This is a genomic window from Nitrosopumilus sp. Nsub, from assembly GCF_001541925.1.
In the GTDB taxonomy this organism is placed as follows: domain Archaea; phylum Thermoproteota; class Nitrososphaeria; order Nitrososphaerales; family Nitrosopumilaceae; genus Nitrosopumilus.
In genome coordinates this window covers 44,579-71,056 of the sequence record NZ_LQMW01000023.1, presented here as the reverse complement: position 1 = coordinate 71,056, position 26,478 = coordinate 44,579, and the positions used below count along the sequence as shown (strand labels likewise).

39 protein-coding genes are annotated in these 26,478 nt (G+C 29.4%); 25 read left to right on the top strand and 14 right to left on the bottom strand.

Features of this window, described 5'->3' with window-relative positions; translation table 11 throughout:
- The first annotated feature begins 129 nt into the window (after positions 1–129).
- The 5 genes from AW732_RS07295 to AW732_RS07275 all read left to right on the top strand — a co-directional run bounded on the left by AW732_RS07295 (position 130) and on the right by AW732_RS07275 (position 1,764).
- Positions 130–357, top strand: coding sequence for a hypothetical protein (locus tag AW732_RS07295; protein ID WP_067960701.1), 228 nt, complete (start codon positions 130–132; stop codon positions 355–357).
- Between the two features lie 64 nt (positions 358–421).
- Positions 422–715: a hypothetical protein gene (locus AW732_RS07290; RefSeq protein WP_067960699.1), complete on the top strand. Its 294-nt coding sequence runs from the start codon at positions 422–424 to the stop codon at positions 713–715.
- A 49-nt stretch (positions 716–764) separates the two neighbouring features.
- Positions 765–989, top strand: a complete 225-nt coding sequence (locus tag AW732_RS07285) for a hypothetical protein (RefSeq protein ID WP_253805598.1) — start codon at positions 765–767, stop codon at positions 987–989.
- A gap of 32 nt (positions 990–1,021) precedes the next feature.
- Positions 1,022–1,201 carry an Lrp/AsnC ligand binding domain-containing protein gene (locus AW732_RS07280; protein ID WP_253805597.1) on the top strand — a complete coding sequence of 60 codons (180 nt, stop codon included), beginning with the start codon at positions 1,022–1,024 and terminating at the stop codon, positions 1,199–1,201.
- A 179-nt stretch (positions 1,202–1,380) separates the two neighbouring features.
- Positions 1,381–1,764 carry a VOC family protein gene (locus tag AW732_RS07275; protein ID WP_253805596.1) on the top strand — a complete coding sequence of 128 codons (384 nt, stop codon included), beginning with the start codon at positions 1,381–1,383 and terminating at the stop codon, positions 1,762–1,764.
- Here AW732_RS07275 and AW732_RS07270 read toward each other — a convergent pair.
- Together AW732_RS07270 and AW732_RS07265 are read right to left on the bottom strand one after the other, a co-directional pair.
- Positions 1,761–2,144 carry a hypothetical protein gene (locus tag AW732_RS07270; RefSeq protein WP_067960688.1) on the bottom strand — a complete coding sequence of 128 codons (384 nt, stop codon included), beginning with the start codon at positions 2,142–2,144 and terminating at the stop codon, positions 1,761–1,763. The two genes, AW732_RS07275 and AW732_RS07270, sit on opposite strands and share 4 nt — an antisense overlap.
- A gap of 55 nt (positions 2,145–2,199) precedes the next feature.
- Positions 2,200–2,517 (bottom strand): hypothetical protein, encoded by a 318-nt coding sequence (locus AW732_RS07265; RefSeq protein ID WP_253805595.1) that lies wholly within the window; start codon positions 2,515–2,517, stop codon positions 2,200–2,202.
- A gap of 200 nt (positions 2,518–2,717) precedes the next feature.
- On the opposite strand from AW732_RS07265, the gene AW732_RS08810 reads away from it, so the two are divergent.
- Positions 2,718–2,864 carry a hypothetical protein gene (locus tag AW732_RS08810; protein ID WP_172790424.1) on the top strand — a complete coding sequence of 49 codons (147 nt, stop codon included), beginning with the start codon at positions 2,718–2,720 and terminating at the stop codon, positions 2,862–2,864.
- A gap of 19 nt (positions 2,865–2,883) precedes the next feature.
- Here AW732_RS08810 and AW732_RS07260 read toward each other — a convergent pair whose 3' ends face one another.
- Positions 2,884–3,663, bottom strand: coding sequence for an adenylate/guanylate cyclase domain-containing protein (locus tag AW732_RS07260; RefSeq protein WP_067960682.1), 780 nt, complete (start codon positions 3,661–3,663; stop codon positions 2,884–2,886).
- A 293-nt stretch (positions 3,664–3,956) separates the two neighbouring features.
- On the opposite strand from AW732_RS07260, the gene AW732_RS07255 reads away from it, so the two are divergent.
- From AW732_RS07255 to AW732_RS07225, 7 genes are all read left to right on the top strand, one after another.
- Positions 3,957–4,757 carry a hypothetical protein gene (locus AW732_RS07255; protein ID WP_253805594.1) on the top strand — a complete coding sequence of 267 codons (801 nt, stop codon included), beginning with the start codon at positions 3,957–3,959 and terminating at the stop codon, positions 4,755–4,757.
- Between the two features lie 136 nt (positions 4,758–4,893).
- The gene (gene ilvA, locus AW732_RS07250) at positions 4,894–6,102 is read left to right on the top strand and encodes a threonine ammonia-lyase (protein ID WP_067960678.1); all 1,209 of its coding nucleotides are present in this window, start codon (positions 4,894–4,896) and stop codon (positions 6,100–6,102) included.
- 13 nt (positions 6,103–6,115) lie between these two features.
- A complete protein-coding gene (locus AW732_RS07245; RefSeq protein ID WP_067960675.1) occupies positions 6,116–6,343 on the top strand; it encodes a hypothetical protein in 228 nt (75 codons plus the stop codon).
- 144 nt (positions 6,344–6,487) lie between these two features.
- Positions 6,488–7,633, top strand: coding sequence for a 5-(carboxyamino)imidazole ribonucleotide synthase (locus tag AW732_RS07240; protein ID WP_067960672.1), 1,146 nt, complete (start codon positions 6,488–6,490; stop codon positions 7,631–7,633).
- A gap of 64 nt (positions 7,634–7,697) precedes the next feature.
- On the top strand, positions 7,698–8,084 hold the full coding sequence (locus AW732_RS07235; RefSeq protein ID WP_067960667.1) for a hypothetical protein: 387 nt from the start codon (positions 7,698–7,700) through the stop codon (positions 8,082–8,084).
- A gap of 138 nt (positions 8,085–8,222) precedes the next feature.
- On the top strand, positions 8,223–8,465 hold the full coding sequence (locus AW732_RS07230; protein ID WP_067960664.1) for a hypothetical protein: 243 nt from the start codon (positions 8,223–8,225) through the stop codon (positions 8,463–8,465).
- A 36-nt stretch (positions 8,466–8,501) separates the two neighbouring features.
- Positions 8,502–9,170: a nucleotidyltransferase family protein gene (locus AW732_RS07225; protein ID WP_067960783.1), complete on the top strand. Its 669-nt coding sequence runs from the start codon at positions 8,502–8,504 to the stop codon at positions 9,168–9,170.
- Between the two features lie 9 nt (positions 9,171–9,179).
- Here the strand turns inward: AW732_RS07225 and AW732_RS08805 are convergent, their stop codons facing one another.
- Entirely contained in the window at positions 9,180–9,323 is a 144-nt protein-coding gene (locus AW732_RS08805; RefSeq protein ID WP_172790423.1) for a hypothetical protein, read from the bottom strand.
- Positions 9,324–9,423: 100 nt separating this feature from the next.
- On the opposite strand from AW732_RS08805, the gene AW732_RS07220 reads away from it, so the two are divergent.
- Genes AW732_RS07220 through AW732_RS07210 form a run of 3 tightly spaced genes read left to right on the top strand, consistent with a single transcriptional unit; the run spans position 9,424 to position 11,806 of the window.
- Positions 9,424–10,389 carry an LLM class flavin-dependent oxidoreductase gene (locus tag AW732_RS07220; RefSeq protein ID WP_067960661.1) on the top strand — a complete coding sequence of 322 codons (966 nt, stop codon included), beginning with the start codon at positions 9,424–9,426 and terminating at the stop codon, positions 10,387–10,389.
- Positions 10,390–10,391: 2 nt separating this feature from the next.
- Complete coding sequence (locus AW732_RS07215; protein WP_067960657.1) at positions 10,392–11,501, top strand: 3-ketoacyl-CoA thiolase; 1,110 nt, start codon at positions 10,392–10,394, stop codon at positions 11,499–11,501.
- A complete protein-coding gene (locus tag AW732_RS07210) occupies positions 11,498–11,806 on the top strand; it encodes a zinc ribbon domain-containing protein (protein ID WP_067960655.1) in 309 nt (102 codons plus the stop codon). Before AW732_RS07215 ends, AW732_RS07210 begins: the two co-directional genes overlap by 4 nt.
- Here the strand turns inward: AW732_RS07210 and AW732_RS07205 are convergent.
- Complete coding sequence (locus AW732_RS07205; RefSeq protein WP_067960652.1) at positions 11,799–12,626, bottom strand: hypothetical protein; 828 nt, start codon at positions 12,624–12,626, stop codon at positions 11,799–11,801. The genes AW732_RS07210 and AW732_RS07205 overlap by 8 nt on opposite strands.
- A gap of 30 nt (positions 12,627–12,656) precedes the next feature.
- Positions 12,657–12,866, bottom strand: a complete 210-nt coding sequence (locus AW732_RS07200; protein WP_067960649.1) for a hypothetical protein — start codon at positions 12,864–12,866, stop codon at positions 12,657–12,659.
- 144 nt (positions 12,867–13,010) lie between these two features.
- Here AW732_RS07200 and AW732_RS07195 point away from each other — a divergent pair, with 144 nt between their 5' ends.
- The 3 genes from AW732_RS07195 (at position 13,011) to AW732_RS07185 (ending at position 14,462) form a co-directional block, all read left to right on the top strand.
- Positions 13,011–13,580: a resolvase gene (locus AW732_RS07195; RefSeq protein ID WP_067960645.1), complete on the top strand. Its 570-nt coding sequence runs from the start codon at positions 13,011–13,013 to the stop codon at positions 13,578–13,580.
- 50 nt (positions 13,581–13,630) lie between these two features.
- Positions 13,631–14,080: a hypothetical protein gene (locus tag AW732_RS07190; RefSeq protein WP_067960643.1), complete on the top strand. Its 450-nt coding sequence runs from the start codon at positions 13,631–13,633 to the stop codon at positions 14,078–14,080.
- 64 nt (positions 14,081–14,144) lie between these two features.
- Positions 14,145–14,462 (top strand): hypothetical protein, encoded by a 318-nt coding sequence (locus tag AW732_RS07185; protein ID WP_067960639.1) that lies wholly within the window; start codon positions 14,145–14,147, stop codon positions 14,460–14,462.
- A 288-nt stretch (positions 14,463–14,750) separates the two neighbouring features.
- On the opposite strand, the gene AW732_RS07180 is transcribed toward AW732_RS07185, so the two are convergent.
- The gene (locus tag AW732_RS07180; RefSeq protein WP_067960635.1) at positions 14,751–15,125 is read right to left on the bottom strand and encodes a hypothetical protein; all 375 of its coding nucleotides are present in this window, start codon (positions 15,123–15,125) and stop codon (positions 14,751–14,753) included.
- 105 nt (positions 15,126–15,230) lie between these two features.
- Here AW732_RS07180 and thrC point away from each other — a divergent pair, with 105 nt between their 5' ends.
- Positions 15,231–16,568: a threonine synthase gene (thrC, locus tag AW732_RS07175; RefSeq protein WP_067960632.1), complete on the top strand. Its 1,338-nt coding sequence runs from the start codon at positions 15,231–15,233 to the stop codon at positions 16,566–16,568.
- A 136-nt stretch (positions 16,569–16,704) separates the two neighbouring features.
- Entirely contained in the window at positions 16,705–17,958 is a 1,254-nt protein-coding gene (locus tag AW732_RS07170) for a hemolysin family protein (RefSeq protein ID WP_067960629.1), read from the top strand.
- Here the strand turns inward: AW732_RS07170 and AW732_RS07165 are convergent.
- Positions 17,955–19,007 carry a type II glyceraldehyde-3-phosphate dehydrogenase gene (locus tag AW732_RS07165; RefSeq protein ID WP_067960626.1) on the bottom strand — a complete coding sequence of 351 codons (1,053 nt, stop codon included), beginning with the start codon at positions 19,005–19,007 and terminating at the stop codon, positions 17,955–17,957. The genes AW732_RS07170 and AW732_RS07165 overlap by 4 nt on opposite strands.
- A gap of 755 nt (positions 19,008–19,762) precedes the next feature.
- Positions 19,763–19,960, bottom strand: coding sequence for a hypothetical protein (locus tag AW732_RS07160; protein WP_067960625.1), 198 nt, complete (start codon positions 19,958–19,960; stop codon positions 19,763–19,765).
- Positions 19,961–20,057: 97 nt separating this feature from the next.
- Between AW732_RS07160 and AW732_RS07155 the strand changes: the two genes are divergently transcribed.
- Positions 20,058–20,864, top strand: a complete 807-nt coding sequence (locus AW732_RS07155; protein WP_067960622.1) for a ParB/RepB/Spo0J family partition protein — start codon at positions 20,058–20,060, stop codon at positions 20,862–20,864.
- 542 nt (positions 20,865–21,406) lie between these two features.
- Here the strand turns inward: AW732_RS07155 and AW732_RS07145 are convergent.
- From AW732_RS07145 to AW732_RS07135, 3 genes are read right to left on the bottom strand one after another with little or no spacing between them, the layout of a single operon-like run.
- On the bottom strand, positions 21,407–22,303 hold the full coding sequence (locus AW732_RS07145) for a lactate dehydrogenase (protein ID WP_067960617.1): 897 nt from the start codon (positions 22,301–22,303) through the stop codon (positions 21,407–21,409).
- Positions 22,304–22,317: 14 nt separating this feature from the next.
- Positions 22,318–22,752, bottom strand: coding sequence for a universal stress protein (locus AW732_RS07140; protein WP_067960615.1), 435 nt, complete (start codon positions 22,750–22,752; stop codon positions 22,318–22,320).
- The gene (locus AW732_RS07135) at positions 22,753–23,097 is read right to left on the bottom strand and encodes a hypothetical protein (RefSeq protein WP_172790422.1); all 345 of its coding nucleotides are present in this window, start codon (positions 23,095–23,097) and stop codon (positions 22,753–22,755) included.
- 190 nt (positions 23,098–23,287) lie between these two features.
- On the opposite strand from AW732_RS07135, the gene AW732_RS07130 reads away from it, so the two are divergent.
- The gene (locus AW732_RS07130; RefSeq protein ID WP_067960780.1) at positions 23,288–24,139 is read left to right on the top strand and encodes a CBS domain-containing protein; all 852 of its coding nucleotides are present in this window, start codon (positions 23,288–23,290) and stop codon (positions 24,137–24,139) included.
- A 5-nt stretch (positions 24,140–24,144) separates the two neighbouring features.
- Here the strand turns inward: AW732_RS07130 and AW732_RS07125 are convergent, their stop codons facing one another.
- The gene (locus AW732_RS07125) at positions 24,145–24,570 is read right to left on the bottom strand and encodes a universal stress protein (protein WP_067960609.1); all 426 of its coding nucleotides are present in this window, start codon (positions 24,568–24,570) and stop codon (positions 24,145–24,147) included.
- Between the two features lie 113 nt (positions 24,571–24,683).
- On the opposite strand from AW732_RS07125, the gene AW732_RS07120 reads away from it, so the two are divergent.
- Both AW732_RS07120 and AW732_RS07115 read left to right on the top strand, forming a co-directional pair.
- Positions 24,684–25,145: a CBS domain-containing protein gene (locus AW732_RS07120; RefSeq protein WP_067960607.1), complete on the top strand. Its 462-nt coding sequence runs from the start codon at positions 24,684–24,686 to the stop codon at positions 25,143–25,145.
- Positions 25,146–25,468: 323 nt separating this feature from the next.
- The gene (locus tag AW732_RS07115) at positions 25,469–25,882 is read left to right on the top strand and encodes a universal stress protein (RefSeq protein WP_067960603.1); all 414 of its coding nucleotides are present in this window, start codon (positions 25,469–25,471) and stop codon (positions 25,880–25,882) included.
- Positions 25,883–26,079: 197 nt separating this feature from the next.
- Here AW732_RS07115 and AW732_RS07110 read toward each other — a convergent pair whose 3' ends face one another.
- Entirely contained in the window at positions 26,080–26,457 is a 378-nt protein-coding gene (locus AW732_RS07110) for a CBS domain-containing protein (protein ID WP_067960601.1), read from the bottom strand.
- Positions 26,458–26,478 lie beyond the last annotated feature (21 nt).

The window sequence follows — 26,478 nt, the reverse complement described above, 5'->3', positions numbered from 1 at the left end:
CAAAAATAAAGTAATTCAAAAGTAAAGTATTGACTATTACATACTACTTTTTCAATATTTTGAGTCTTCAAAAACATAGAAAAAAGCCAAAAACATAGAAAATAAATTTAACAAAAAAATTTTACTTGTATGATAAAAGAAGAGGAATTGAATGAATGGATAAGTGAATTTCATCCAACAGTTGAAACTGAAATTATTGAAATATTGCGAGCACGTGTTCAATATGCAATTTTAGATGAATTGAATTATATGGTTTCAAATCAAATTGGAACTCCCGATGAAGTGAAAAAGATCGTATTAGATGAGATTACAGAGATCACAAATGACTCCATTGAGATAGAAACTGAAGAAGATTGACATAAAAAAGAAGAAAAACTACAAAATCCTTAAAAACTACTCAATCACATGATTTTTGATAATAATGACGGAAAAAAAAGTTGTAAAAAAAACAGCAGTAAAGAAGACTGCAAAAAAAACCACTAAAGCAAAGACCACTAAAGCAAAGACCACTAAAGCAAAGACCACTAAAGCAAAGACCACTAAAGCAAAAAAGAGCACAAGTAAGAAATCAAAAAGTAAAAAAATCAACAATGAATCAAGTGGAGACAGTGGAATAGTTATTGTGGATGATGATTTAGTCATAGATCAAGAAAAAATTAACGAAGAAAGAAGAGCATATCTTGAAGAAGCAAGATCACAGGAAGCAACAGACTAGCAATATTTATCAAATTGATTCACGTATAGAATTTGTGTATGCATTATGTTTGATTACAGTTAAGCCTGGAAAAGTGGATTCCGTAGTTGAAATTTTAAAGAAAAAACGTAAAGTTGTAAAACAAGTAATGGTAGTTACTGGAAGAGCAGATATCAGTGTAATTTTACAAGGAAAAATTGATCAAATTAATCAAATGGTAATAGATTTTAAAAAAATTAAAGATATTGTAACCACAGAAACTCTGATTGAAGTGGAGGTCGATTTAGGCTGGTAAAAGCAATAATTTTAGTTAAATCTCCAAAGAAATTGATTGCAGTAAAATTAAGAAAACTTTCAAAAGTTACAAATTCATTTCCAACTAGTGGACAATTTGATGCAGTTGCAATAATTGATGTTCAAGAATTAATAGAAATAAAAGAAGTTGCAAATCAAATTCAAAAAATTAGTGGTGTTGAAAGAACTGAAACATTAGTTGAAGTTCAATAAAAAGAGAAACCCCCTCCATTACGCTACAATTTGTGACAGTGACTAAAACATTGATAATTTTTGATTTACAACAATTCTGATTTTAAAATAATTTAAAAAAATAAAATTAAAATGGTAATTGATTTAAGCAACTTTCGCCCATATTCTTTGTGAATATCAAAAAAGTTGGAAATGTAATATTGGCAGTTCAAGATTTAGACAAGTCAATACAATTCTACAATGAAATAATAGGTCTTCCAATAAAAGACCAAAGAAAAACATGGGTAGATTTAGGTACATCGGGAGCTTTGTTGAGTTTACATCCTGCATCATCAACTACAGAACATGTAGGGGGGTCCATAGATAACGGAATAAGTATTGGATTTCTAGTAGGTGATTTGAAATCTGCCTTAGAAGAACTAAAAACAAAAGGTGTTACAGTTCATCGAGATATTGTTGAAAAAGACGTGGGCAAAAATGCAGTAATATTGGATCCAGACCAATACATGATATCGTTGTTTGAACCCAATTTTATAGACAAAGATCAACAAACCAGCGGATATGTTGGATTTACCCCAGCTTAGATTGTCTGTTTAATCAAAGAGATAATCTTCTCCAAGTTTTTTTCTTTTGAATTAATTGAGATGTAAAAAGAAACATTGTTTTTTTGTAAAATCAGTATATTGACTTTTGAATGTTTCAACAATATGTGATCTAATTTACCAAAAGAATTATTGTTTTTTCTTAAAGACAGAAATGTAGATGTTATAAAAAATTCTTGTTTAACATCTTCAGATTTTAACAATGGTTTAAGACTAGGTTTAATTACGCCCACTAATGTTCGACCATAATTATTAATGACTCCAGCATAACGAATGTTTGTAGAAATTCCAAGAATTGTTTGACATTGTTTTTTATATTTTAAAATATTTTTTTTCCACTTATCTGAAGGGGTTTTAACCATACTAAAAAAACAAACTCAGAATCTAATAAGGCTTGTCAATTTTATAATTAATTTTCTAAGGATTATGTTTGTCTTTAGGTCTATTATCTAATTTTTTCTTTAATTCTAAATTCTCTTTAATTAATTTCTCATTTTCAGTTTTTAATGTTTGAATTGAATTTCTACCACTAAACAATGGATGTCCAGGTGGAATAACAGGAGATTCTGGAGAAATTAAACCAGAAGCATATTGTTGATACAATTTTTGAAACCCTTGAAGCTTTTGATTAAGAGTTTCATCGTGTTGAGATAATTGTGATTTCATTTGATTTTGATGCATTGGTGATAATGGATGATTCAATCCTGGCGGCAATCTAGGAAACTGAAATGCCATGTGAGGAATGTTGGGATTTAGGCCATAAAGGTCCTGGAGGTGTCTCATTACCATATTATCCATAAGTTTTGTCTTAATTTGCTATATTTGTGGCTTACTTTGGGCATTTGATATACCCACTAGTTTAATTTCAGTCGTTTTTACTCAAATTCAGCTGATCGCAGATCCTTATAGATTCCCACAATCAAACGATCATGATCATGACACAAGAAAAAAAAGTCTGTTTAAGATGTAAAAAAGACATCAAACAAGAAGAATTACACAAAATTGTAATGTATGTAGTTCAAAATGAGTTCACAGAACATCATTATGAACACGTTGAGTGTCCTGATAAATTTACAGTTTAAGGGAAATTTTAAAAATCAATTATTCTCGATATTCAAAAACTTGATAAATTTCCCCTGTATGTCTAGAACGATAATTCCATTCGGTACTTTCCCAAATTTTTTGTTGAAAATCTTTTTGAGACTTTGGGTGTAGTCTTTTGTAAACATCATCACCAATTAAAATTTGATGAGGTTTTGCCATGGATTGGATTTTGGCAGCTATGTTCATTGCAGGTCCCATTAGATCCACGTGAGAATTTTGTTCATCAGCACCATATCTGACTACGATATTTTGTCCAAAATCAAGTCCAATTTTTATCATTAAATCAGGATAATCATATTGATCAAGAATTGGATTAATTCCTTTTTGGATAATAGTATTCATAGATTTTGCACAATTTACTGCATTATCTGCAGTCAGTAAGGAATTTGATTCTGCAACAAAGTATCCAATAACTGCATCCCCAACAAATTTTAACACATATCCATGATATTGTCGAATGACTGAAGCCATTTCTTGAGCAAAAGAGCTCATTATAGTGGCAATTTTTTCAGAAGGCATTTCCAAAGCCATTTTTGTAGAACCGACTAAATCCACATACAATACAATCATATCTAATTTTGAAAATACATTTTTTCGAAGAAAATCTTCAGATTCATCATGGACTCCTGAATATTCATAACCTTTTTTCAAAGCTCCCCAAACACGTTTTTGGGTTTCTAAAATCATAGTATCTGAATCAACAGTTGTATCCGCAGTTCTACTTAGAAGCATATCTACTACACTAGTGTCATTTTTTTTATCAATATTTTCAGTCATTTTATTCAATTATTCCAATGGAAAATCAATTTTACAATTGTCACATTTACCTCTATTGCCTCTATACTGTTCATCATAATATTCAATTATTATTAAATGACAATGGTGACATAGAATTTTTGATTCGCCCATGACTAAAAATAATATTTAATGTATTTAGATATTGTTGAGTATTATTGATATTTACCAAAATGCATATTTTCAATTATTTCAAAATGAAGGTTTAAGGATAGTATTTTTTTAGCAAAAATGTGAGACTAGGTTCAAGATCACCCGATGAATTTATCCAATTATTGAATAAAAAAAATGAAGAAATCCAACAAAATTTTCTAGCAAAAATACTAGAAAAAACTAAGCTTGTAAATGTTAAAGTAATGATGGGCGATTCTACTATTACAGAACAAAAAACATTTGATCCTAATGAAGTGACAAATTATCTAGAAAACATGATTCAAAAATTAGATGAATGGTCGTTACAAAATGTATCAATTACAAATAATGAGGATTTGAGAAGAATTTTCACTAAATTTGAAATTACTGAAGGAAATTATTTGATATCAGGTCATTTATCATTACAATTTCACGTATTGTTATTTTACAAACCGGTTCAAAGAGTAATTGATAGTCAAAAAGAATTAGCAGAAATATTAGATTATATAAAAAAACAAGAAGAAGATTTATCAAATAACAGTGATCAATTTGTTTTAAATAAATTAAAAGAAATGGGATACAAAGATTTCGATCATCAAAAATTATTTGAAATATTTTATGAAGATGAAGAATTTAGTAAAAGAGTTTATGCAGAAATAGAAAAAGAATCTAGTGAAGAATTTAAAAAATTAACACAGAAAAAAAATGAACTAATTAAAGAATTAGATTCTTTATTGATTGAAACATATCAAACAAGCTCAGTATTAATTGACGATACTAGATTGGTGGCAGGAGAAGAAGGGTGTTTATGCACACTAGATATCGAATTTATTAAAAACAACAATCGTGAAGGATTATTTGATCCTAGAAAGATGTCAAACAGTGTTAAAGATAATATTTTAAAAAAATTAGAACAACTACAAGAGCAAATTAATTTAAAATGAAATTTACATAACATTACTAAAATATTCACAGGCATGTAATATGGCTGAAATTCATGTAAATTACGCATGAAAAAATAGAGCAAAATGGAATCATATCGATTAACTCAAATACCTCAAAAATTGAGCAACATCTCCAATGAATCCAACATATGATGAAATACTAAAAGCAAATTCATTAAGAGGTAATGAGATCAAAAAAACACCGTTAATCCATTCACCTACATTTAGTGATTTAACAAATTCAGAAATATATCTAAAAGCAGAATTTAGACAAAAAACAGGTTCATTTAAAATCCGAGGAGCATATTATAAAATTAAATCACTATCTCAAGAAGAAAAAAAATTTGGGGTTGTTGCAGCATCTGCAGGTAACCATGCACAAGGAGTTGCACTTGCATCATCTCTGGAGAAGATTTCTTGTACAATTGTAATGCCAAAAAATGCATCGCCAGCTAAAGTTGCTGCAACTAGAGGATACGGGGCAAATGTAATTTTAGAAGGAGTAAATTATGATGAATCATATTCCAAAGCAAAAGAACTTTCTCAACAAACTGGGGCTATGCTAATACAAGCTTTTGACGATCCTCAAATAATAGCAGCGCAAGGGGTTATCGGTTTAGAAATATTAGAAGATTTGCCAGATGTTGAAGAAATCTATCTACCAATTGGTGGTGGGGGCCTTGCTGCAGGAATTGTTCTTGCAATTAAAGAAAAGAATCCAAATGTCAAAGTAATTGGAGTACAATCTAAATCATTTCCTTCAATGTATGAATCAGTTAAAGAAAATACAAGGAAATTATGTGGGGGAGATAGAACGATAGCTGATGGTATATCTGTTAAAATGCCTGGAGAAATAACTTTTAACATAATCAAAGAATTGATGGATGAGATTGTATTAGTTGATGATGATGAAATAACAAAAGCAATGTTTCTACTTATGGAAAGAATGAAATTTGTTGTTGAGCCAGCTGGTGCCGTAGGTCTTGCACATCTAATTTCGAAAAAACCATCACCTGGAAAAAAAGTGGTAGCAGTATTGGCAGGAGGTAATGTTGACATGTATCTTTTAGGTCAAATCGTGGATAAAGGATTGGCAGCAATGAGCCGATTGTTAAAATTATCAGTATTATTGCCAGACAGACCTGGGGCTTTTAAAGAAATTGTAGATATCATCACATTAGCAAATGCCAACATTGTAGAGGTAGTACATGATAGATTAAGTTCAGATGTAAATGCAGGTTCAGCATCTGTTACACTTAATTTAGAAACACAAGGCAAGGATCAAGCAGAATCTTTGATAAAATCTCTAGAAGAAAAGAATGTAAAATTCAAATTATTGACCTAAAAATTTTCTACTGATGCCTCTATTTTGTAAACAATGCAATGAAAGAAGATTACCAAAGTCAGTAAAACCTGCAAATATCACATTATGGTTATGTGAAAAATGTAAAAATTTTGTAGATTCCAATGATTTCATAGTTAGAGATGCAAAAACAGATGAATTCAATTCATCGCAAGAAGATTATAAAAAATGGGTTAAATCCATTCCAGATACAGACGGGACAAAAGATTCATTTCGATATTAATAAAATCTAAAAATTTAATTCTATACCTAAAACAATTAACTGTATTAGAAAAACAACTCCCAACAATGCAGATCCTAAAAGAATTTTAATAATTTTAGACACATTACATTAGATATTTTTAGTGCATTTTAATGAACTCATTTAATGGCAAAAATTTTGGGCATCATAGGCGGAGGTCAATTAGGGATGATGCTTACTGAAGCTGCAAAAAACATGTCTGAACACATATCAAAAGTAATAGTTTTAGATCCAAATGAAAATTGTTCTGCATCACTAGTTGGAGCAGAGCAAATAGTGGCAGATTTTAAAGACAAAGACTCAATTATCAACCTGGCAAACCAAGTGGATATTATCACATATGAAATCGAATCAGGAGATAGTGATGTGTTAAAATCCGTTGAAAATAAGGCTGAAATCAACCCATCTCCAGAAACTCTAAAAACTATTCAAGATAAATTTTTACAAAAAACATTTTTACAAAATCACAATATTCCAGTCCCAGAATTTATCAAAGTTGAGAACATTGATGAAGTCAAAGAAGGATTGAAAAAATATGGGTATCCTGCATTATTAAAAGCAAGAAGAGATGCATATGATGGAAAAGGAAATTTCAAAATAGATTCAGAAAATGAGATTCAAACAGCATATGATTATTTTAAAGGACAAAAACTCATGTTAGAAAAATTTGTACCATTCAAAATGGAAGTATCAGTAATAGCTTCAAGAAACACTAAAGGAGAAATTAAGACATATCCATTAGTTGAGAATATACATGAACACAATATTTTACGTGAAACAATTGCCCCTGCAAGAACATCTGATGATGTATCAAAAAAAGCAGGAAAAATTGCTAGTGATACAATGGATGTTTTAAAAGGTGCAGGTGTTTTTGGAATTGAAATGTTTGTCACACAAGATGATGAAATAGTAATTAATGAAATTGCACCTAGAGTTCACAATTCAGGACATCATACATTACAATCAAGTAAAACATCTCAATTTGAACAACACTTGCGAGCAATCTTGGGATTAGAATTAGGAAGTACTAAATTAATTTCTCCTACTATAATGTATAATGTGTTAGGCTCTGTGGGATTTGAAGGCGAATACAGACCAATATCCATTTTAGAACCAAATCTATTTTTAAAAATGTATGGTAAAAAAATTTCAAAACCGTTACGAAAATTAGGTCATTTTAATTTAGTTGCAAAAAAAGGAGAATCAGTAGAACAATTACTAGAAAAAATTAACTCATTAAAAGAAAATGTAAAAACCATTCGCATAGAATGATCGTATACAAAGATCAGAACATTTTCAAAATACGTTTATTAATTAATTCATAGTAATCATAGTAATGACGTCTGTTCCCCACATATTATCTGGAATTTCAATAATTCTTTTAGTAATTTATGGTGCTGATGTTATTATTGGTGGTGGCGAAGGCGGAGCAGGATTCTTGCCATTTGATGGAATGACTAGAGGAATTGGATTTGGAATGCCTCCAATAATTTTATCATTCATTGCATTTTTCATACCAAGAAGGCCTAGATTCAAGGGATTAGGTATGATGTTAATTGTTACTGGAATTTTAATTATTATCGGTGGCGGATTGTCATTGGCAAGTGCAGCTGAATCTGAACATGCTGCTCGAATGATTGGCGAAGGTGGTGGATTAATAGGAATTGGAGCTATTATTGCAGCTTTAGGTGCAATAGAAATAAAAAAATCATCTAAAAACTAAGAACCATGCCAATTTGTACCAAATGTAGTAATGAGGTGAAAAAAGTTTATGATTGTGATCATACAAAATTTGAAGATTATTGTGTGGAATGCTATACAGAACTTCACTACTACATAACGGAGAATAATAAAGACGAAGATGTTAACTGCTAGAGAAATTGCAATTTATGCACTAGGTAAAACAGAAGGAGTGAATTCACTTGCAGAAACACTTGGAAAAGGAATGGATGATGAAAAATACATTGAATCATGGAATAAAACATTGAAACAATTAGGAATTGAAATGCCATTAGAAGAATTAGAAACCATTTACAATGAATTTGCAAAGAAAATGGATGAAATTGTTAATGATTCTGAAATAAATGAAATTAACAAAAAATAGGAAAAATTTGAATAGTTGAATATGGAAAATTTAGCAATGAAAGCAATAATTTTGGCAGGAGGTAGAGGAAAAAGACTAAAACCGATAACAGATTATGTTCCAAAACCACTAGTTCCAATAAACAATATTCCAATTATTGAATGGCAAATAAAATATTTGAAGAAATTCGATGTTAAAGAAGTAATAATTTGTACAGGTTACAAAGCAGATATGATTGAAAGTTATTTGAATATGAAAGAATTAGGAATTAAAATTAAATTTTCAATAGAAAAATCCCCACTAGGTACAGGAGGTGCAATTAAAAAAGCAGGAAAAATGATCAATGAAAAATCTTTTTTTGTAATTAATGGAGATACAATAACAAATATTGATTTACATAAATTGGCAAGTAAAACAAACACCATTGCTGCAATTGAATTAAGAACAAAATACGGTATTTTAGAAACTGAATCAGAAAAAATTGTTAATTTTAAAGAGAAAAAAGAAATTACAGACACATGGATGAATGCAGGTATTTATCATCTTCAAAAAGAAATTTTAAAAAAATTGCCAGTAAAAGGAGATATAGAAAAGACAGTTTTTCCAGATTATGCAAAGAAAGGATTACTAAATACAATCAAATTCAAAAATGTAGAATGGTTTTCTGTTGATTCATTCAAAGATATGGAAGAATGCTCAACCAGAGTAGAAAAAATAATTAAATAAAATATTAGATTAGGCACCAGTTCGGTGTAGCGTTACCATCATGTATGCAACTTCTTCGACAAATAATTCATCATTACTAGCAGAAGCATATTTTGTTGCATTTTTCCAAAATTTTTCATTTTTGTTAGATTCTTTTACAATCTGTTCTGCCATGATGTTATTGGATAATTGATTGGATAATTAATTACCTCAATCAAAATTCACCTATTACTAAAACAGATACACTAGAATATGCATAATTCATACTAAATTCATGCGTATAGCATGTAGTTTAGGCTCGTTACTGTCTGTTGAGGAGGTATTACATTGTTCAAAATCCCTATCAGATTCAAAAATAGATTCAATTTGGATTCCAGAAACTTGGGGGATGGAAAATTTTTCAATTATGTCGGCAGTAGCAAATAATACAAAAAATCAAAAAATAGGCTCATCAATAATCAACATTTACTCTAGAAGTCCAGCCACAATTGCAATGGGTGCTGCTACAACAGATACATTATCAGATGGGAGAATTATTTTGGGATTAGGTACAAGCAGTGTCCCAATTGTAGAAGATTTTCACGGAGCAAAATTTGACAGTCCAGTTCAAAGAATGAAAGAATATGTAGAAATTATTCGAATGGCGTTATCAAAAAAACAAATCAATTATTCCGGCAAAATTTTTCAGTTAAATAATTTTACATTGCTAATTGAACCAAAAAGAAATGCAATCCCAATTTATCTTGCAGCAATAAATGAAAAAATGGTTAATTTAACATGGGAGATGGCAGATGGAGTAATTTTCTATTTGAGACCATTAGAAGAAATGAAAAAAACAATTACAAAAATGCAATCAAAAAAAAGAATTGATGTTACATGTCAAATTATAACTTGTGTATCTGAAAATGCAGAAGAGGCCATCTTAAGAGCAAAAAAGACACTTGCGTTTTATGTTTCCGTAGGTAGTATCTATAGAGAATTTTTATCTAAAAATGGATTTCAAAATGAAACAAAAAATATTTATGAAGAATTTAAAAATTCAGGATTTAAATCAAATCACGAATTAGTTACAGATTCAATGTTAAATTCATTATGTATTGCTGGAAATCCAAGCGATATTAAAAAACAATTACAAAAATTTAGAGACGTAGGAATAGATTTACCCATAATTCAATTTAACCCGATTGGAGATACCAAAGAATCATTTTCATTGTTAAAAAAAACATTGCTGGAGAATTAGATATGAATAAAGTTGGAATTGTAGGTTATGGAAATACCGCATTTACAAAAGAAGATCAAAAAATTGAATCAATTTTACATAATTGTACAAATCAACTTTTTAAAACAAATTCAGAAATTAATAAAAATCTAATAGATGCAGTACTTGTTTCAACAAATAATAATTCAAAATATTTGTCAGCAATTCTCTCAGAAATGGTTGGAATTCAACCAAAAATCGCTCATTCCATAGAGAGTTTATGCAATTCAGGAACAAATTCAATAGTTTCAGCATTTTCATATATTTCATCAGGGCTAGCAGACATAGTTCTTGTTTCAGGTGCAGAAAGATATGATAGTCCAGGTCAAATTCTAGAATGGGATAATTCCCGAGGAGAATTTAAGCATCCGATATTTTGGGCATCAATTTTTTCAAAATCATATAAACAAAAATTCAACATCTCAGAAGAAGATCTAGCAATTGTTTCAGTTAAAAATCACAAACAAGCACAGAAAAATCCCAATGCATTATCTAAAAAAACATACTCTGTTGAAGATGTACTAAACTCTAAAAAATTAACAGAAGATTTAAGATTATTAGATTGTTCAAGACCATGTTCTGGTGGAGCATCTATTCTTTTAGCATCAGAAGAAATGTCAAAGAAGATTACAGATGAACCAATTTGGATTAGTGGAATAGGACAAAAAACAACATCTGCAGGATTTACAAAAAACGAATCATTATTTTCAATGACGTCTACTAAACATGCAGGTGAATCTGCATTAAAAATGGCAAATAAAAATATCTCACAAGTAGATGTTGCAGAGATACATGATGCATTTTCAGTATGTGAACCAATGGCATTAGAGGCTTTAGGATTTTCAAAAACAGGTGAAGGAATGAATTTGATTAAAAAATTACATGAAACTAATAATTTTAAGATAAATCCACGTGGAGGGTTAATTGGTTGTGGGCATCCATTAGGAGCAACAGGAGTATCTCAAACTATAGAAATTGTAAAACAATTACAACAATCTGCAGATAACAGACAATTAAAGGATCCAGAAGTAGGTTTAGTTCATAACATGTCAGCTGCAGCTACATCATCAACAGTTTTGGTTCTAGAAAAATGAATTTTGAAGATGAATTAACTAGAGGTAATTTCACTATTCCAGAGTGTACATCATGTAAGAAAATTATTTGGCCGCCTAGTGAATTTTGTGATGTTTGTTATAATGAAACATGCCTAAAATCTGGACAATTTTCAGGTAAAATTATAGAATATTCAAAGCAAAATGACGAATATTTTTGCGTGGTAGAATTTTTAGATACTTTTAGATTAATAGCAAAAATGAAAGAAAAACCAGAAAATGGACAAATTGTTAAAATTTTAAAATGCGGAATTTTAAATGGTACATATTTTTTTCAAATTATTTGAATTTTGTGAAAATATACGGAGTTTCAACATTTTGATCAAAAGTCCATACAGTTGGCAATGAAACAGTTTCAATGACAGATAATTGATTTTCTTCAATAAGAGAACTCCAACCACCATCAGACAAATTTCCAGATAATTGTCTTTTAGTATTACTACCTGCAAAAACAACTCCAGTTTTATTTTTTAAATTATCAATTAAATTGATTTTTTTGATAATACTAGTAGCCAAAATATCTCCGCCCATTTGAGCTAGTCCACCTATAAAGAATACAGGGTTTTGTAAATTTAATTTGGAGTAATTGAATTCTAATGCATCATCACATTTTGGATTAAAATTTTGTTTTGTGTTCATGCAAATTGTATTTTGTAAATCTACCAATACATTATCAATTTCAATACTGTGAGAATTAAAATCCAATATTTTTCCACAATATGCAATTCGGCCATCCCCGGATCCAATATCTACAAGTTCAGAATAACCAATTTTTTTTGCAACTAAAGACATAACATATGCAGACATTATCCATGTCGGATAGAAGGGTTGACAACTTGAACCATGTTTGATACTGTTTAACCAATATTCGTTGATATCCCCTTCATAGACCATACAAGGAAATTCAAGAATTTTTTCCTCAAAGGAGTTTAAATAGATGGGGTTTTTCTGTGCAAAAATATGTAATTGTTCTAAATGTTGTGGGTTGATAGGAAATTCTTTTGAAGATTCTAAAGGTAGAATTTCTTGAATATGTGCATTACCGGTATAATTTTGTGCAAAATTTTGCTTAATCTTAATTAAATTATCAACTATCTCTTCAATCATAAAATTTCTAAAATAATGGGTATGATAAACTCATTGTATCGAATTATCATTTTTGGATAAAATGTCCGATATTTCTTTTTGAATTAAATCTAATTCATGTAAGGTATTTTTTTCCAATTCATTAATTTTTTTGATTTCATCATCAGTTGGTTCCATCATTAATTCAAAACTAAGATGTTTCAAAATATTTAGATAAGAATCACGTTTTTCAAATAATTTTTCAACATTAAATTCAGACATTAAAAAGAATAATTTTTTCAAGTATATACAATTAGATCATAAATAACATGTTTTTGTTAAATGAGTAATTTGTATGACTGAAATCATAGATATTGTTGAGTAATAGTGTAATTACCAAGACTACTAAATCTAAACTAATAGAAAATGCCTATGAATAAAAATTTGAAATCAATTACATTAACAAAACAAAAAAATGAAATGAAAAAATCTAATCATCAAAATGCAGCAAAAACACGTAGACAAAGAGGATATCAATGGGAAGATACAATTGTTAAAAGATTTAAAAAAACAGAAAATTGGAAAGCCTTCAGATTAGGATCTCCCAGCATTGCATTACCGGATGTATTGGCAGTAAATACAGAAATAAGCACAATTTTTACAATTGAAGCAAAATCCGGTACCAGTACAACATTGCCAGTACCTGCAGATCAAATTCAACGATGTTTAGATTGGATTAAAACTTTTGATATTTACAAAAATAAACAGGTTTTACTGGCATTCAAATTTCTATCAAAAAAACGAGTAGATGTTGGAATGTACAAGAATAGAGAATTAAGAGAATTTTTTAAAATTTGGGATAATAAATTAGAGATTACTGACTGTATTTGCACATATGATGGAAAGATCTATTCAAAAATTAATGGTAAAAAAGAAGAATTATTTTTAAAAGAATGTAAAATGCCATTTAAAACAAAACAAAGGACTAGTGCCTAACCACATAATTAGTTCAAATCATTATTAAGGATAAATGATGAGGCTATAGTATGTCTGAAGAAAATCCAAAAGATGAACAAATTGAATCAACAACAGAATCATTACTAGAGACAGTATCAGATGCAGAAGTTAATTCAAGAATAAGTTTTGAAGAATTCACTGATGAAAGAGCACTCATCAGTCGTGATGCTTTTGGGAAAAAACAGATGAAAATTAAAATTTTAGAGGTGTCTGATGAAAATCCAGTAATGAAATGGAAATTTGGTGATCGTGTTAAAGTTACAAAAATTCTTGTTACCATTAAACATCTAACGACGCAAGAAGTGGAAGAAGCTGAATTCGACATAGAAGAAATTGAAAGAGAATTGTCAGAAAAAAGACATTATACATCCACAAATAGATGGATTCCTACAGAAGATATCAAAAATGGTTACGTGGTAGGTTCAAAACATACTAGGTTGATTAGTGATGCAGCAGCATTAGACTATATTATATTTTAGTAATTCAACATCAAACTAGACAGGTCCTGAAAAACATTATAAACATCTCAATTTGAAAATCAGTATGAGTTCAAAAGAATTTGACATTAATGGAACTGATTATACAGTTACAATAACTGAGCAAGTAATTGGACATGTAAATAATTTAAAAAATCTGTACAATGCAGCATATGAAGATCCAGAAAGTTTCGAAGATGTTAGTGCTGAAATTTCAAGCACAATTACAGATATTGCAAGCACAGTCGAACCAGAAGTTGAAGATAGTGATCTTGATGGACTAATTCAAGAAATTATCAAAGCAGTAGATAACAAGGCTGAAGAGATTGAAAAAGAATTAGCAGCCAAAGAAAAACCAATAAAAAAATCAAAATCAAAAAAATAATTCCAATTTGACCTTAAAATCACATTAAATTAAGGCAAGGGATAAATTCTAAAAAAAATTACAGTACTAGAGATATGTCTAAAAGTTGTGAATGTGGAATATGTGATCATCATTATGAAAATGAATGTTTAGAAAAAGAATGCAAATGTTGTTTAAATTTTCACGAGAGATCAGGCCCTAGAAGAAAATAAGATTATTTGAAACAATTACATTTTTTTGAAAGATGTTTAGAGCATCCAATTAATCGATGATCTTTACATCCACACAAAACACATTTTTTTTGACCAGTCATAGTTTTTCCAATAATTCATGAACAGTATTCATCATATTATTATTTTTTAAGGATTCTATAATTTTCAACCTCATATTTTTAATGCGATTTACATCATTGGAATACAAAGGGGCCATAGTTTCAATTTCCTTTTCAAATGAATATGCATTCAAATAATCTGCAAATTTTTTTTTGATAATTTTAAAATCAGCTAAAGGGATCTTTTCAATTTCAATCTTATTGGACACAACTTTGATAAATCCATTAATTTTTAGCATTTCTTTTTCAATTTTTTTAAGATCCCCTGGCTTATCCTCAATAGCCTCAAGAACCTTGTAAGAATCTACAATACGATTTAGAATACTCTTCAAATATTCCACATATGTGACCATATAATTTCAAAAAAACAACACCAATCTAAAGTTTAGGAAATTAACTAGACTTGTGTATATTATTCACGTTTGCTTTAAATTATTAGCAATTTTCAACAATTACACATGCAAGAAGATGCTTATCTAAAATGTGTACATCCAAAATGTGGTTTAGAATATCCCATTACCAGTACAAATGTACAATGTGAGAAGGGACATGTGTTAGATGTAAAATACAAAAATAATCCTTCCACAAAACTAAAAGATACATTTTATGAAAGACGAAATTCAAAAGGCAGTATATTTAATGAAAGTGGAATTTGGAGATTTAGAGAATTATTAAATTTTTGTCAAATTGATACAGAAAGTTTAGAAGAATGTTCAAAGTTTTTGGTGTCATTAGATGGTGCAGAAGGAAGACAATCCAAACCATATCACATGTCTAAAGCTGCAGATTTTTTAGGAATTAATAAAGAAGGATTATGGTTACAACCAGAAGGATACAATCCCAGCGGATCATTCAAAGATAACGGAATGGTAACGGCAGTAACTCATGCCAAATTAGTAGGAGCAAAAAAAATTGTTTGTGCATCAACTGGAAATACTTCCGCTTCTGCGGGTATGTTTGCAGCAAACGAAGGAATTGACTGTGATGTATATATTCCTGCAGGACAAATTGCACCAGGAAAACTTAGTCAAGCATATCAATTTGGAGCTCAAATTGTAGAAGTTGAAGGAAATTTTGATGATGCATTAAAACAATCATTAGAGGATGCAAAAAATCATGATGGATATACAGTAAATTCAGTTAATCCATTCAGAATTGAAGGACAAAAAACAATTCCATTTAGAGCATTAGAATATTTGAATTGGGATGTACCCGATTGGATTGTTTATCCAGGAGGAGCTTTAGGAAATACTTCAAGTTGTGGAAAAGCACTAATGGAATTATATGAATGGGGATGGATTAAAAAAATACCAAGAATTGCAGTGATTAATTCAGAAGGTGCAAGTACATTATCTGATTTGTATAATGGCGAATTTGAAAATGAAGAATTGAGATGGAATAAGGGAGAACCAAATACAGAATTAATTTCAAGATACTATGATCATTTGGATAAAGAAGGCATTAGACCAAAAACTAAAGCTACTGCAATTCAAATTGGAAGACCTGCAAATATTTTGAAAGGATTAAGAGCATTAGAATTTACAAATGGCGTAGCTACAACAGTAACAGATTCAGAAATGCTAGATGGTATGTCAGTAGTTGGACTGAATGGATTTGATTGTGAAATGGCATCAGGTGCGTCAGTTGCTGGAATAAAAAAATTGATGAATGAAGGAATTATTAAAAAAGACGACACAGTGGTAGGCATACTTACAGGCAGACAAAAAGATGCCATGATTCCAGTAGATTATCACAATAATTCAGAAAATACATTTGCAAATCCTCCAAAAAATTAGCCTCAAAATTTTTAATATCAAGTTTAAGAAAACTGAAGAGTTTAAATCCATCAATTGTTAAATCACCTTACCAAAAGATGGTGCAAAAAAACTAAATGAAAAATAGTAGTTCTAACGAATTTTCAAGGAAACAATCATGGTAGATTTATGGATTGAAATAACGGCATTGTCCGTTTTAATTGGATTATCGGGATTTTTTAGTGGTCTAGAAGTTGCATTAGTAGGAGTTAGAAAATCAAAAGTAGTTCAATTATTTAATGAAGGAAAAAAAGGTTCTAAAGCATTACACAAATTAAAAATGAATCCAAGTTGGATGATGTCCAGTGTTAATCTGGGAAATAATTTAGTGAATGTTGGTGCATCTGCATTAGCAACTAGTGTGGCAATCAGATTATTTGGAAATGACGGATTAGGAATTGCCGTAGGAGTAATGACATTTTTAATATTAGTATTTGGAGAAATTACACCAAAAACATATTGTAATGCAAATTCAACGAAAGTTGCATTAAGATATGCCCCAGTGTTACTAGCATTCAGTTATGTATTTTATCCAATAGTAAAATTTTTTGAAGTCATTACAAAAGGAGTTGTAAAAATTACTGGAAGTAGTCACACCCCACCTCCAATTACCGAAGAAGAAATCAAAGGAGTGATTGATCAAGGATTAGAAGAAAAAGCACTAGAAAAAGAAGAAATGGAGTTAGTACATGGTGCATTAAATTTTGATGACACAGTAATTCGTTCTGTTATGACCCCAAGAACAAAGATGTTTACATTGAATTCAAAAATTCTACTTTTTGAAGCATTACCACTAATTAATCAAAGTGGACATTCACGAATTCCAATTTACGGAAATACCAGAGACGACATTGTAGGTTTTATTCATGTAAGAGATGTTTTGAAGGAATTAGAAAAAGAAAACGAAGTAGTTAGTTTAGAACAGATTGCAAGGAAACCTGTTTTTGCATCACAAGAAAAAATGGTTAGTTCATTACTAAAAGAAATGAAAGGAAGGAAAACACACATGGCCATGGTTGTAGATGAGCATGGAGGCGTAGAAGGTTTAGTTACATTAGAAGATCTATTAGAAGAAATTGTTGGGGAAATCGAAGATGAAACTGACATTACTAGAGAAAAAGGATATGAAAGAATTGATCAAGATACAATAATTACAAATGGAGACGTAGAAATTGATGTAATTAATAAAATTTTTACAAAAAAAATTCCCGACGGGGATGATTATGCAACACTCAATGGATTACTACATGAAAGATTACAAGACATTCCACAAGAAGGAGATAAGATTGAATTAGAAGATCTTAGAATAGTGGTTGAAAAAGTTTCAAAAAATATTCCACAAAAAATTAGAATTGAACGAATTAGAAATTAATCATTCTTAGCAAAATTTGTTTGAAGTTTTTCTTTCTTTTCATTCATATGGAAAATAGATTCAGTATGAGTAAATGCTTCATCGTATGATTTATCAAACAACATTGCTTGTAACAACATGTGATTTTCAGGAATTACAATTCCTGTTTGATCATCAGAGTACATCAATTGAACAGTGTCACCAATTGAAGTAGTCATATTTGCATGAATGTGAATCATATTTGTGTCTGTAAAGTTAAATCCCATATTTTGAGCATAATCTCTAACATCCTTAGTACCCTTTGCAGTCCATAATGTGGCTACACCAAATTCATTAGTAAATAACTCATGAATTTCAGATGGTTTAGGAGCAGTTTCTTTGAATCGAATATCCATAATATGCAAATGCATTTGTCTTGTAGGAACTTTAATTGCACGAACATAAAGAGGGGCATCTTTTCCAAAATACAATTTAACATCATCTCCGTGATGAGGTTTTTCAGTCATTTCAATTGTATCAGATACTTTTTTTTCAGTTTGTTCAATATCTGCCCATCTTCGAACTAAAGTTACATCAAATCTAACTAACTTTTCTCCAAATTTTTCACGTAAAGGTTCTAGAATTCTACCCATTCCAGTAACATTACAACTTCCTTGCATGACATGTTTTTTGCCTAATGCAAGATCATAATTTGCACGAGAATTAAACAATAAATCAGATACAGATTCATCTCCAATCGTAGATTCTCCACCTTGATAAATAGCAGGAATATTTTTGGGCTCATACAGATTTTTTTTATTTTTATAACCATGACCGCCAGGTGCTGCATCAATTACTAAATCACATTCATCTAATGCAGACTCAATAGTTCCTGAAATTTTATAATTTGAAAAATCATTCAATTTTCTTTCTGGAACATATACATTTAATCCTCGAGATATTGCAACATCTATTTTTTCATCAGGAGAGTATTTTCCAATTCCAAATACTGTGATTTCAGGATCATCTTTTAGAAAAGATGTAATTCTACTGCCAATAGAACCATATCCATTAACAAACACCTTTTTCATAATAACTCTTCAATCACCTTAATTATTAACTAATTGAACAAAAGGCTATTTAGAACACCATTCGAAGATATATTTTTTATATCAGTTTTGGTGTGTATCATGTATCTATTAACACACTACTCATATTATTTCTCAATGGTGGAATGTTTTTGACAATGCTAGTTCTTTGATGCAGTTTATTTTTTTAAAATATTATTCATCAGAAACTTCTGCTGCGCATTTAGATGAACAAAAATCACTTGATACGTCTTGAAATTCACGTCCACAATGAAGACATTCTTTGATCAAATTCATAAAATGATTAGAAATTCATCACATATTACTTTGTTTGATTTTTAGGCTCAAAATCTAAAAAATGTTTTAAAAGGATAAAATTGAATTAAAATTACGATTCAATGAGGTGTCGAGTCACTTCTTTAATTACCTTGAAATGGCTTGGCAACTCCTTTTTTAAAAATTATTTTTCAGATAAATTACAATGAATGAATTATTTAGAATTGCAGAACTAAATTCTCTCTTAAATTTTGGCCTACAACTCACGGTCATACTTTAGTATAGTAAACATATCAATTCTTTTTTTGATGCACTGGTAGATGTACTAAATTTGATAAAGATATTCACACTTACAAAAACGGTGCAAAGAGATGTTTCTCATGTGATATTTTTATGATGTGTAAGAGTATACGTTGTCCATGCTGTAACAATATCTTAAAATCAAAAAATAATCAAACCACTGAAATTAAGGTACAATATTTTTAAGCAGAATTTTTAGCTAGTAATTCATCAATTTTTTTTTCCAATAGATCAACTTGTGATAATAATTTAGATAATTCGTCTTTTTTTGAGGATTTTGATTTAACTGTCTTTTTGGTTTTGGATTTTGTAGTCTTTGATTTAGTAACTTTTTTTGTAGGTTTTGACTTTTTAACTGACTTTGAGATTACTTTTGCCATAATTTAAGATGTTTTGAGCAGTTATTAATTTTTAATAAAAGTTTCAAACATAAAAAATGTAACAATATTTTTATGTAAACGGTAAAAATTAATTATATTGGCAAAACCAAATTCCGTTTTATTTCACAAAATTGAAACAGTTCCAATATCAAAAGTTACTGTATGGGATGAAGTAGAAGCAAGATTACTAAATACTGACGGGATAGATGAACTAGTAAAAAGTATTCAAGAAGAAGGATTACAAAATCCACCAGTAGTTCAAAAGAACAAAGATGGAACATTCAAACTAATTGCAGGTCAAAGAAGACTAGAGGCATTAACTCGAATTGGTGCAAAAACTATTCCAGTTCTAGTTGTAAAGAAACCATACGATGATGAGGATGCAAAGGCAGTATCAATTATTGAGAACCTACATCGAAAACAGATGAATACTGCAGAAATGGCTCAAGCATGTGATTTTTTAATAAAATCCATGAAATCTACAAAAAAAGCATCAAAAGCATTAGGAATTACACCTCAAACACTTAGAAAATATGCCGGATTTGCAAGTATTCCATTAAAATTACAAGAACTTGTTCCCAAAATTATTTCAAAAAATGATGTTCTTCGATTATATCGAATATTACCTAAAGTGGAGGACTCTATAGAAATTGCAAATAAAATCAAACGTTATTCTCCTTCTGCAAAAAAGAGGTACCTTGATGCATTAGAATTAGATCCCACAGCATCACATGCAACTATAAGACGAATGGCAAATCATTTCAGAGAAAAACAAAACATCAGAATAAAACTATCTACAGAAAACGCAAAATTATTTACAAAGATGGCAGCAGATGAATCCCTTGAACCACAAGAGTTAGCTACAAAAATTATCTCTTTGTGGATAAGTAAAAAATCAAAATGATAATTAACCATTTTTTATAATTCACTAGTACATTTCTTACAAATTAAAACACTATTGTTGTGCTTTGATTTGGAAAATTTACTTGTGTCAAAAACAAATTACATAAAACATTACAAACAAGACAATATCCAAAATGCCATACCTTATTTTAAAATATTATTGCAATTAATTTGCCAAGATTCAAACAACATAAGAAAGAAAACTGGGGAATTCAGACTAAAAGGGAGATTGTTGTGTAATGTGGTTTTAATAATTTAAAATTTCAAAGAGGTAATTGCATTTTGTTTTTTTATCTCTCTTCTCAATTTTAACGCAAAATTCCCACACTTTGTATATCGACTCTTTTTCAAAATTTCAGCATCAGCACATCTAGGTTTTACAAAATATTTGAATGTAAATTTACAATCGGAGCACATACCACCCATGTTTCCTTTTGGCACCATATTTTTTCTAATATTTTTCAAGTACATGTGCATTAATGATGGACCAGAAAAAACAATTAATTTTAAATTCATTTTTGAGTGAATCTAATAAAATCTAGATTAGACAGAATGAATATTATTTTTTATTGTCTCAGATGATTTTTTAAATAAAATTTTTTCAGATTGATTAAAATCTATATTTTTAATTTCTTTAACCCCTGTATGATTAATTTTGATTGGGACTCCAATAGCAACATTATTTTCTCCATATTCTCCTTCAAGAACAATTGATGCTGGAATAGATATTTCTTTTTTATTGAGTATTGTATCAATAACATCATAAACATTTTTAGCAATTCCAAACTTTGATTGACAATGATTATCTCTCAATGTTTTCCAATAATTTCTAACATTACAAGTAATAATACCTTGATCATTATCAGATATTGGGAAAAAATTCCCATCAACATGAACATTAGAAAATATCGGCACCATGGTATCGCCATGTTCTCCAACAACTAAAGCATCAGTAATAGAAGTTTGAGGGATAGAGAAATTATTTGCAATATGATATTGAAATCTACTACTGTCAAGGCTAGATGCAATTCCAATTACCTTAAATCTGGAAATTTGAGACTCTTTTTGAAAAAAATAAGTCAAAACATCAAGAGGATTGGAAACTATCAAAACGATTGCATTTGGAGAATATTGTTTAATTTTTTTAGCAATATCCTGTATCATGTTTACATGTTGAGCCATATTTTCTGTTCTGTTTTTTAAATTAGTTTTTGTGCTTGCTGTAATTACAACAATTCTAGATCCAGTTAATTTAGAATAATCATCAGTTCCATTAATAGAATATTTTGAAGTAGAAGAAATGGAATTTGTAATATCTAGAGATTCTCCAATTGCTTTGTTTTTGGTATGATCAATTAATAAAATATCATCCAATTCATTTGTTGCACAAAGAAATGCAATAGATGTTCCAACCAAACCACTACCGATAATTGTAATCATTATACTTTATCCCATTATTTTACAATCATGATGGGGCAATGTGCTTTTTGAGATACACCATTTGCAACACTGCCTAACAATAATTTATCAAAACCAGTTTTACCATGAGAACCCATTACAATCAAATCATGTTTTTTAGATTTTGCAAAATTTAGAATGGCTTTAACAACAGAAGGAGATTTTAAAATATTACTTTTTAAAGAAATATTTTTTTTGCTTGCAAGAGACTCTAATTCTTTCAAATGATCTTCAAACATTTTATTTATTTTTTTTATCTCTTCAGGGATTGGTCTCTCTTGATAAAATAAATGAAAAGAAGGATAAAGTTCTATACAAGTAACTACTGTTAATTTTGAATTATATTTTTTTGAAATATCCAATGCAATTTTAAAAGCTCTGGTAGATTGTTTAGACAGATCCACTGGAACCAAAATATTTTGAAAAAGCATTTAATTCAAACCTCTTTTCCTAATACTTTCTCTTTGACGATTATCCACATGTTTTGATAATTCACCTTCCAATTTTCTACATAATTTTTCTGTAATTTTGAGCAGGTCCCATCCTGATTCTGCATAAATTAATTGATTGTCAGTAGTAATTACAGTGGCTGTAACATCATAATGTGTTCTTTCACCTTCTGTATTCTGGGTCTTTATTGCAATTTTAGCTTCAATAATATTTGAGAATATTTTATTGGCTTTTTCTAAAGTATCTCCGAATTTTAGCATTAAAAATTCATTTGCAGGTTCATCCTTTGGAAGACCAATTATAAACAAAGGAACTTGTTTTGACATGTTTACACATCCCATGGATTTTTTTTGATTGCAATAATTACTGTATTTTTTAATACTGAATTAATTACAATGTTTTTCATAACTTGTACTTGTTTTAAATTTCTTTAAATTAACACGTAAATTCTCATATGTGATTTTCAATAAAGATATTGTAGTTGATGTATTTAACAAATTGTCTACTAAAGATTTTGTGAATACAAAAAATTTAAAATTATCAAAAATCATTATAAAACCAAATACAATAAGCCCAAACACAACGCTTGTTAAAGCAAGAGAAATTCTATTAGAAAATAAAATAAAACGAGTGATAGTAGTAGATAAAAGAAAACCAGTTGGAATTATAACTGAAAAAGATATTGCTAAAAAGATTTATGGATTAGGCACAAAATCAATAAAATCAGTAAAAGCAAAAGAATTCAAACCAAAAAAAATATTCACATTAACTAGAAACAATTCTATTCAAGAATGTGCAAAGATGATGAAAAAGTATGGTATTAGTTCAATAATCATATTAAATGATGATAACACACTAGAAGGAATTGTTACAAAAACAAGTCTTGTGAAAATTTTCCTCACTACTGAAACAACACCAATCAAAGTTTCAAAAATTATGAAAAAAAAGGTAATTTCAGCTGAACCAAGTGATCCAATATTACTTGTAGAAAATTTATTGATGAAATATAGAATATCTCGAATAATTATAAAAAGGGACCAAAAACCTGTGGGAATTATAACTTTTAGAGATTTTGTTCCTGCAAAAATACCTCAATGGATTGCAGATTCCGCAGATCCTAAAGAAGTTCAAGAATACAAATTCAAAAAAGGATTCAATGAGATGGATTCAAATCAAATGAGTTATCTATTTCCATTTCATGCTACAGACATAATGACACCCAATCCCGTTACAGTTGAGAGCGATAAAGACATCCAATATGCCATAAAACTTATGATCAAATACAATATCAGTGGGATTCCCGTGGTTAAAAAATCAAAATTATGCGGAATAATTACCAAATCGGATATTGTGCATGTTCTAATTTGATAATTTCATTTTACAATCAAAACTGGCTTTTTTGATTTATGTAAAACGTAGTTTGATACACTTCCAAAAAACAATTCTTTTGCGGCGCCTATTCCTCTTGAACCAATTACTATCATGTCAAAGTTTTTTCTTTGTGCAACATCCACAATTCTTTTCCCACTGTCCCCATAAGAAATTTCATCAAAAAATAAAATCTCGTGTTTTGTTGTTTCAATCTTTGCTTTTTCCATAACTTTTTGTGCAAATAATAATAATTTTTTTTCTAATGGAGAAATTTGTTGATTTGTTTGAGGCTTTTCTATTTCTAGTACATATAGACAAGTAATAGAAGCTTGACACTGTCTAGCCAAATTAATGGCAACATCAAGACATTTGAAAGAATTTTTTGAACCATCTAATGCAACAAGAATTTTTTTAATTTTAATTACCACATATTAAAATAAAACATTATAAAGTTTAAAGACCACACTAATTATCGAAATTGATTACCACCACTGATAATTTAGAATCCTTATCATATACTGGATTTAACATAATAGAATAAATGAATAATGGTAAAACTCTCACTGTTGAAAATGTAATGACAAAATCTGTTGTTTCTGTTGATTCTTCAATGACGATTAATGAATCTGCAAAAATGATGGAAGATGCTAAAGTAGGCGCAATTATAGTCATGGAAAATAATTCTCCAATAGGCATTGTCACAGATAGGGATTTTGCAATAAAAGCTGTAGCTCACGCATACCCAATTACTTCACAAATTAAACAAATAATGTCATCTCCTTTATTTTCAATCAATTCTGATGAATCCATAAGAACTGCTGCAGATTTAATGCACGATAGAAAAATATTGAAATTACCCGTAGTTGACAATGAAAATGTTGTAGGAATCATAACTGCTAGAGATGTTGTTAATTTGTTGGCAACATGTACTGAACAAGATGTCCGAGATATGTATTTTCATTCAGTTGTCAAAATTTTTGCCAATTATAGTCCTTATCTTTAGAAATGAGATAATGATTGTGATCTTTACTACATTAATTTTTTTAAAAGTTCGCAATATCTCTTCATTGAATCAAATATGAATACTGCACCATATTGGAATAAAAAAATCTGTACAGATTGTAAGAGAATGCGTTGCCAAAAAGGATGTATCTGTGATTGTCATCAATTTAGAGACAGATGGCAATAATTTTAAATTATTTTTGTATATTTTGACATCATAATTGGCAATAAAACACACTGTAGAATTATTTTCAATCTTAGTAAACAAGTACGTTAGATAAATAGAGATTAAATCAATTTTTTAGTATGAGTTTAAAGAAAATAATGGTTTGTTTAGATGGTTCAAAAAACTCTTTGAGAGGGTTAGATAAAGCAATTTTATTTGCAAAACAATCTGGTGCGGCCATTATTGGCGTTCATAGTGATACAAGTTTTAGTGCATTTTCTGCTGTTAGAGCTCCTATACTTCCAGAAAAAAAATGGAAGAAAAATGCAAGAGAAATAATGAATAAGGTTAAAAAAAAGATGGAAAAAAACAAAATTCCGTTTAACGCAGTTGTTATTGGAGGTCATACGTCAGGTATTGATTTGACCACATTTGCAAATAATCCTGCTAATGAAATTGATCAAATCGTCATAGGTTCCCGAGGAATGGGATTTCCTATGGAGTTGTTTTTTGGAAGCACCTCAAATTTTATTTTGCATAAAGCAAAGGCTCCTGTAACTATTGTCAAATAATTTCAAATATCAGGAAAATTTCTTCTAAAATTAAAAAATTTATTGATTCCCAAGGGATTATTTCAGTAGGAACAGCAGATAAAAATAACTTGGCAAATATTTCTCCTAGAATTTTTTTTATAAAATCAATTTGTTTTATGGAAAATCAGGCATATTTCTCAAAAATATTTGAACCATATTTTGTACTTTAATTTGCTTTAACCTGAAGAAGAATTTTTTACAATATCTATTGCAGTGATCATGCCAATAATTTTTCCATTTTTCTGAACTGGCAGTTTATGAATTTCTCTCTTTTTCATTATTTCTATAATGTCATGTATTGTTTTTTCTGGACTAACAGTAATTAGTGGCGATGACATTATCTCATGAATTTCAGTAAATAATGGTTGTCCTTTAGAAATAATTTTGGCAGCAAAATCTTTTTCAGTTACAATTCCTATTGGTTTGGTTTTGTCAACTATTATGACATAACTGACATTTAGTGTATTCATTTTTTCTGCAACTTCTTGTATCCAATTTGTTTTTTCAGTGAACACTACATTTTCATTCATGATATCATTTGCAATCATTTTCATAAATTACAAATATTTTTTAAT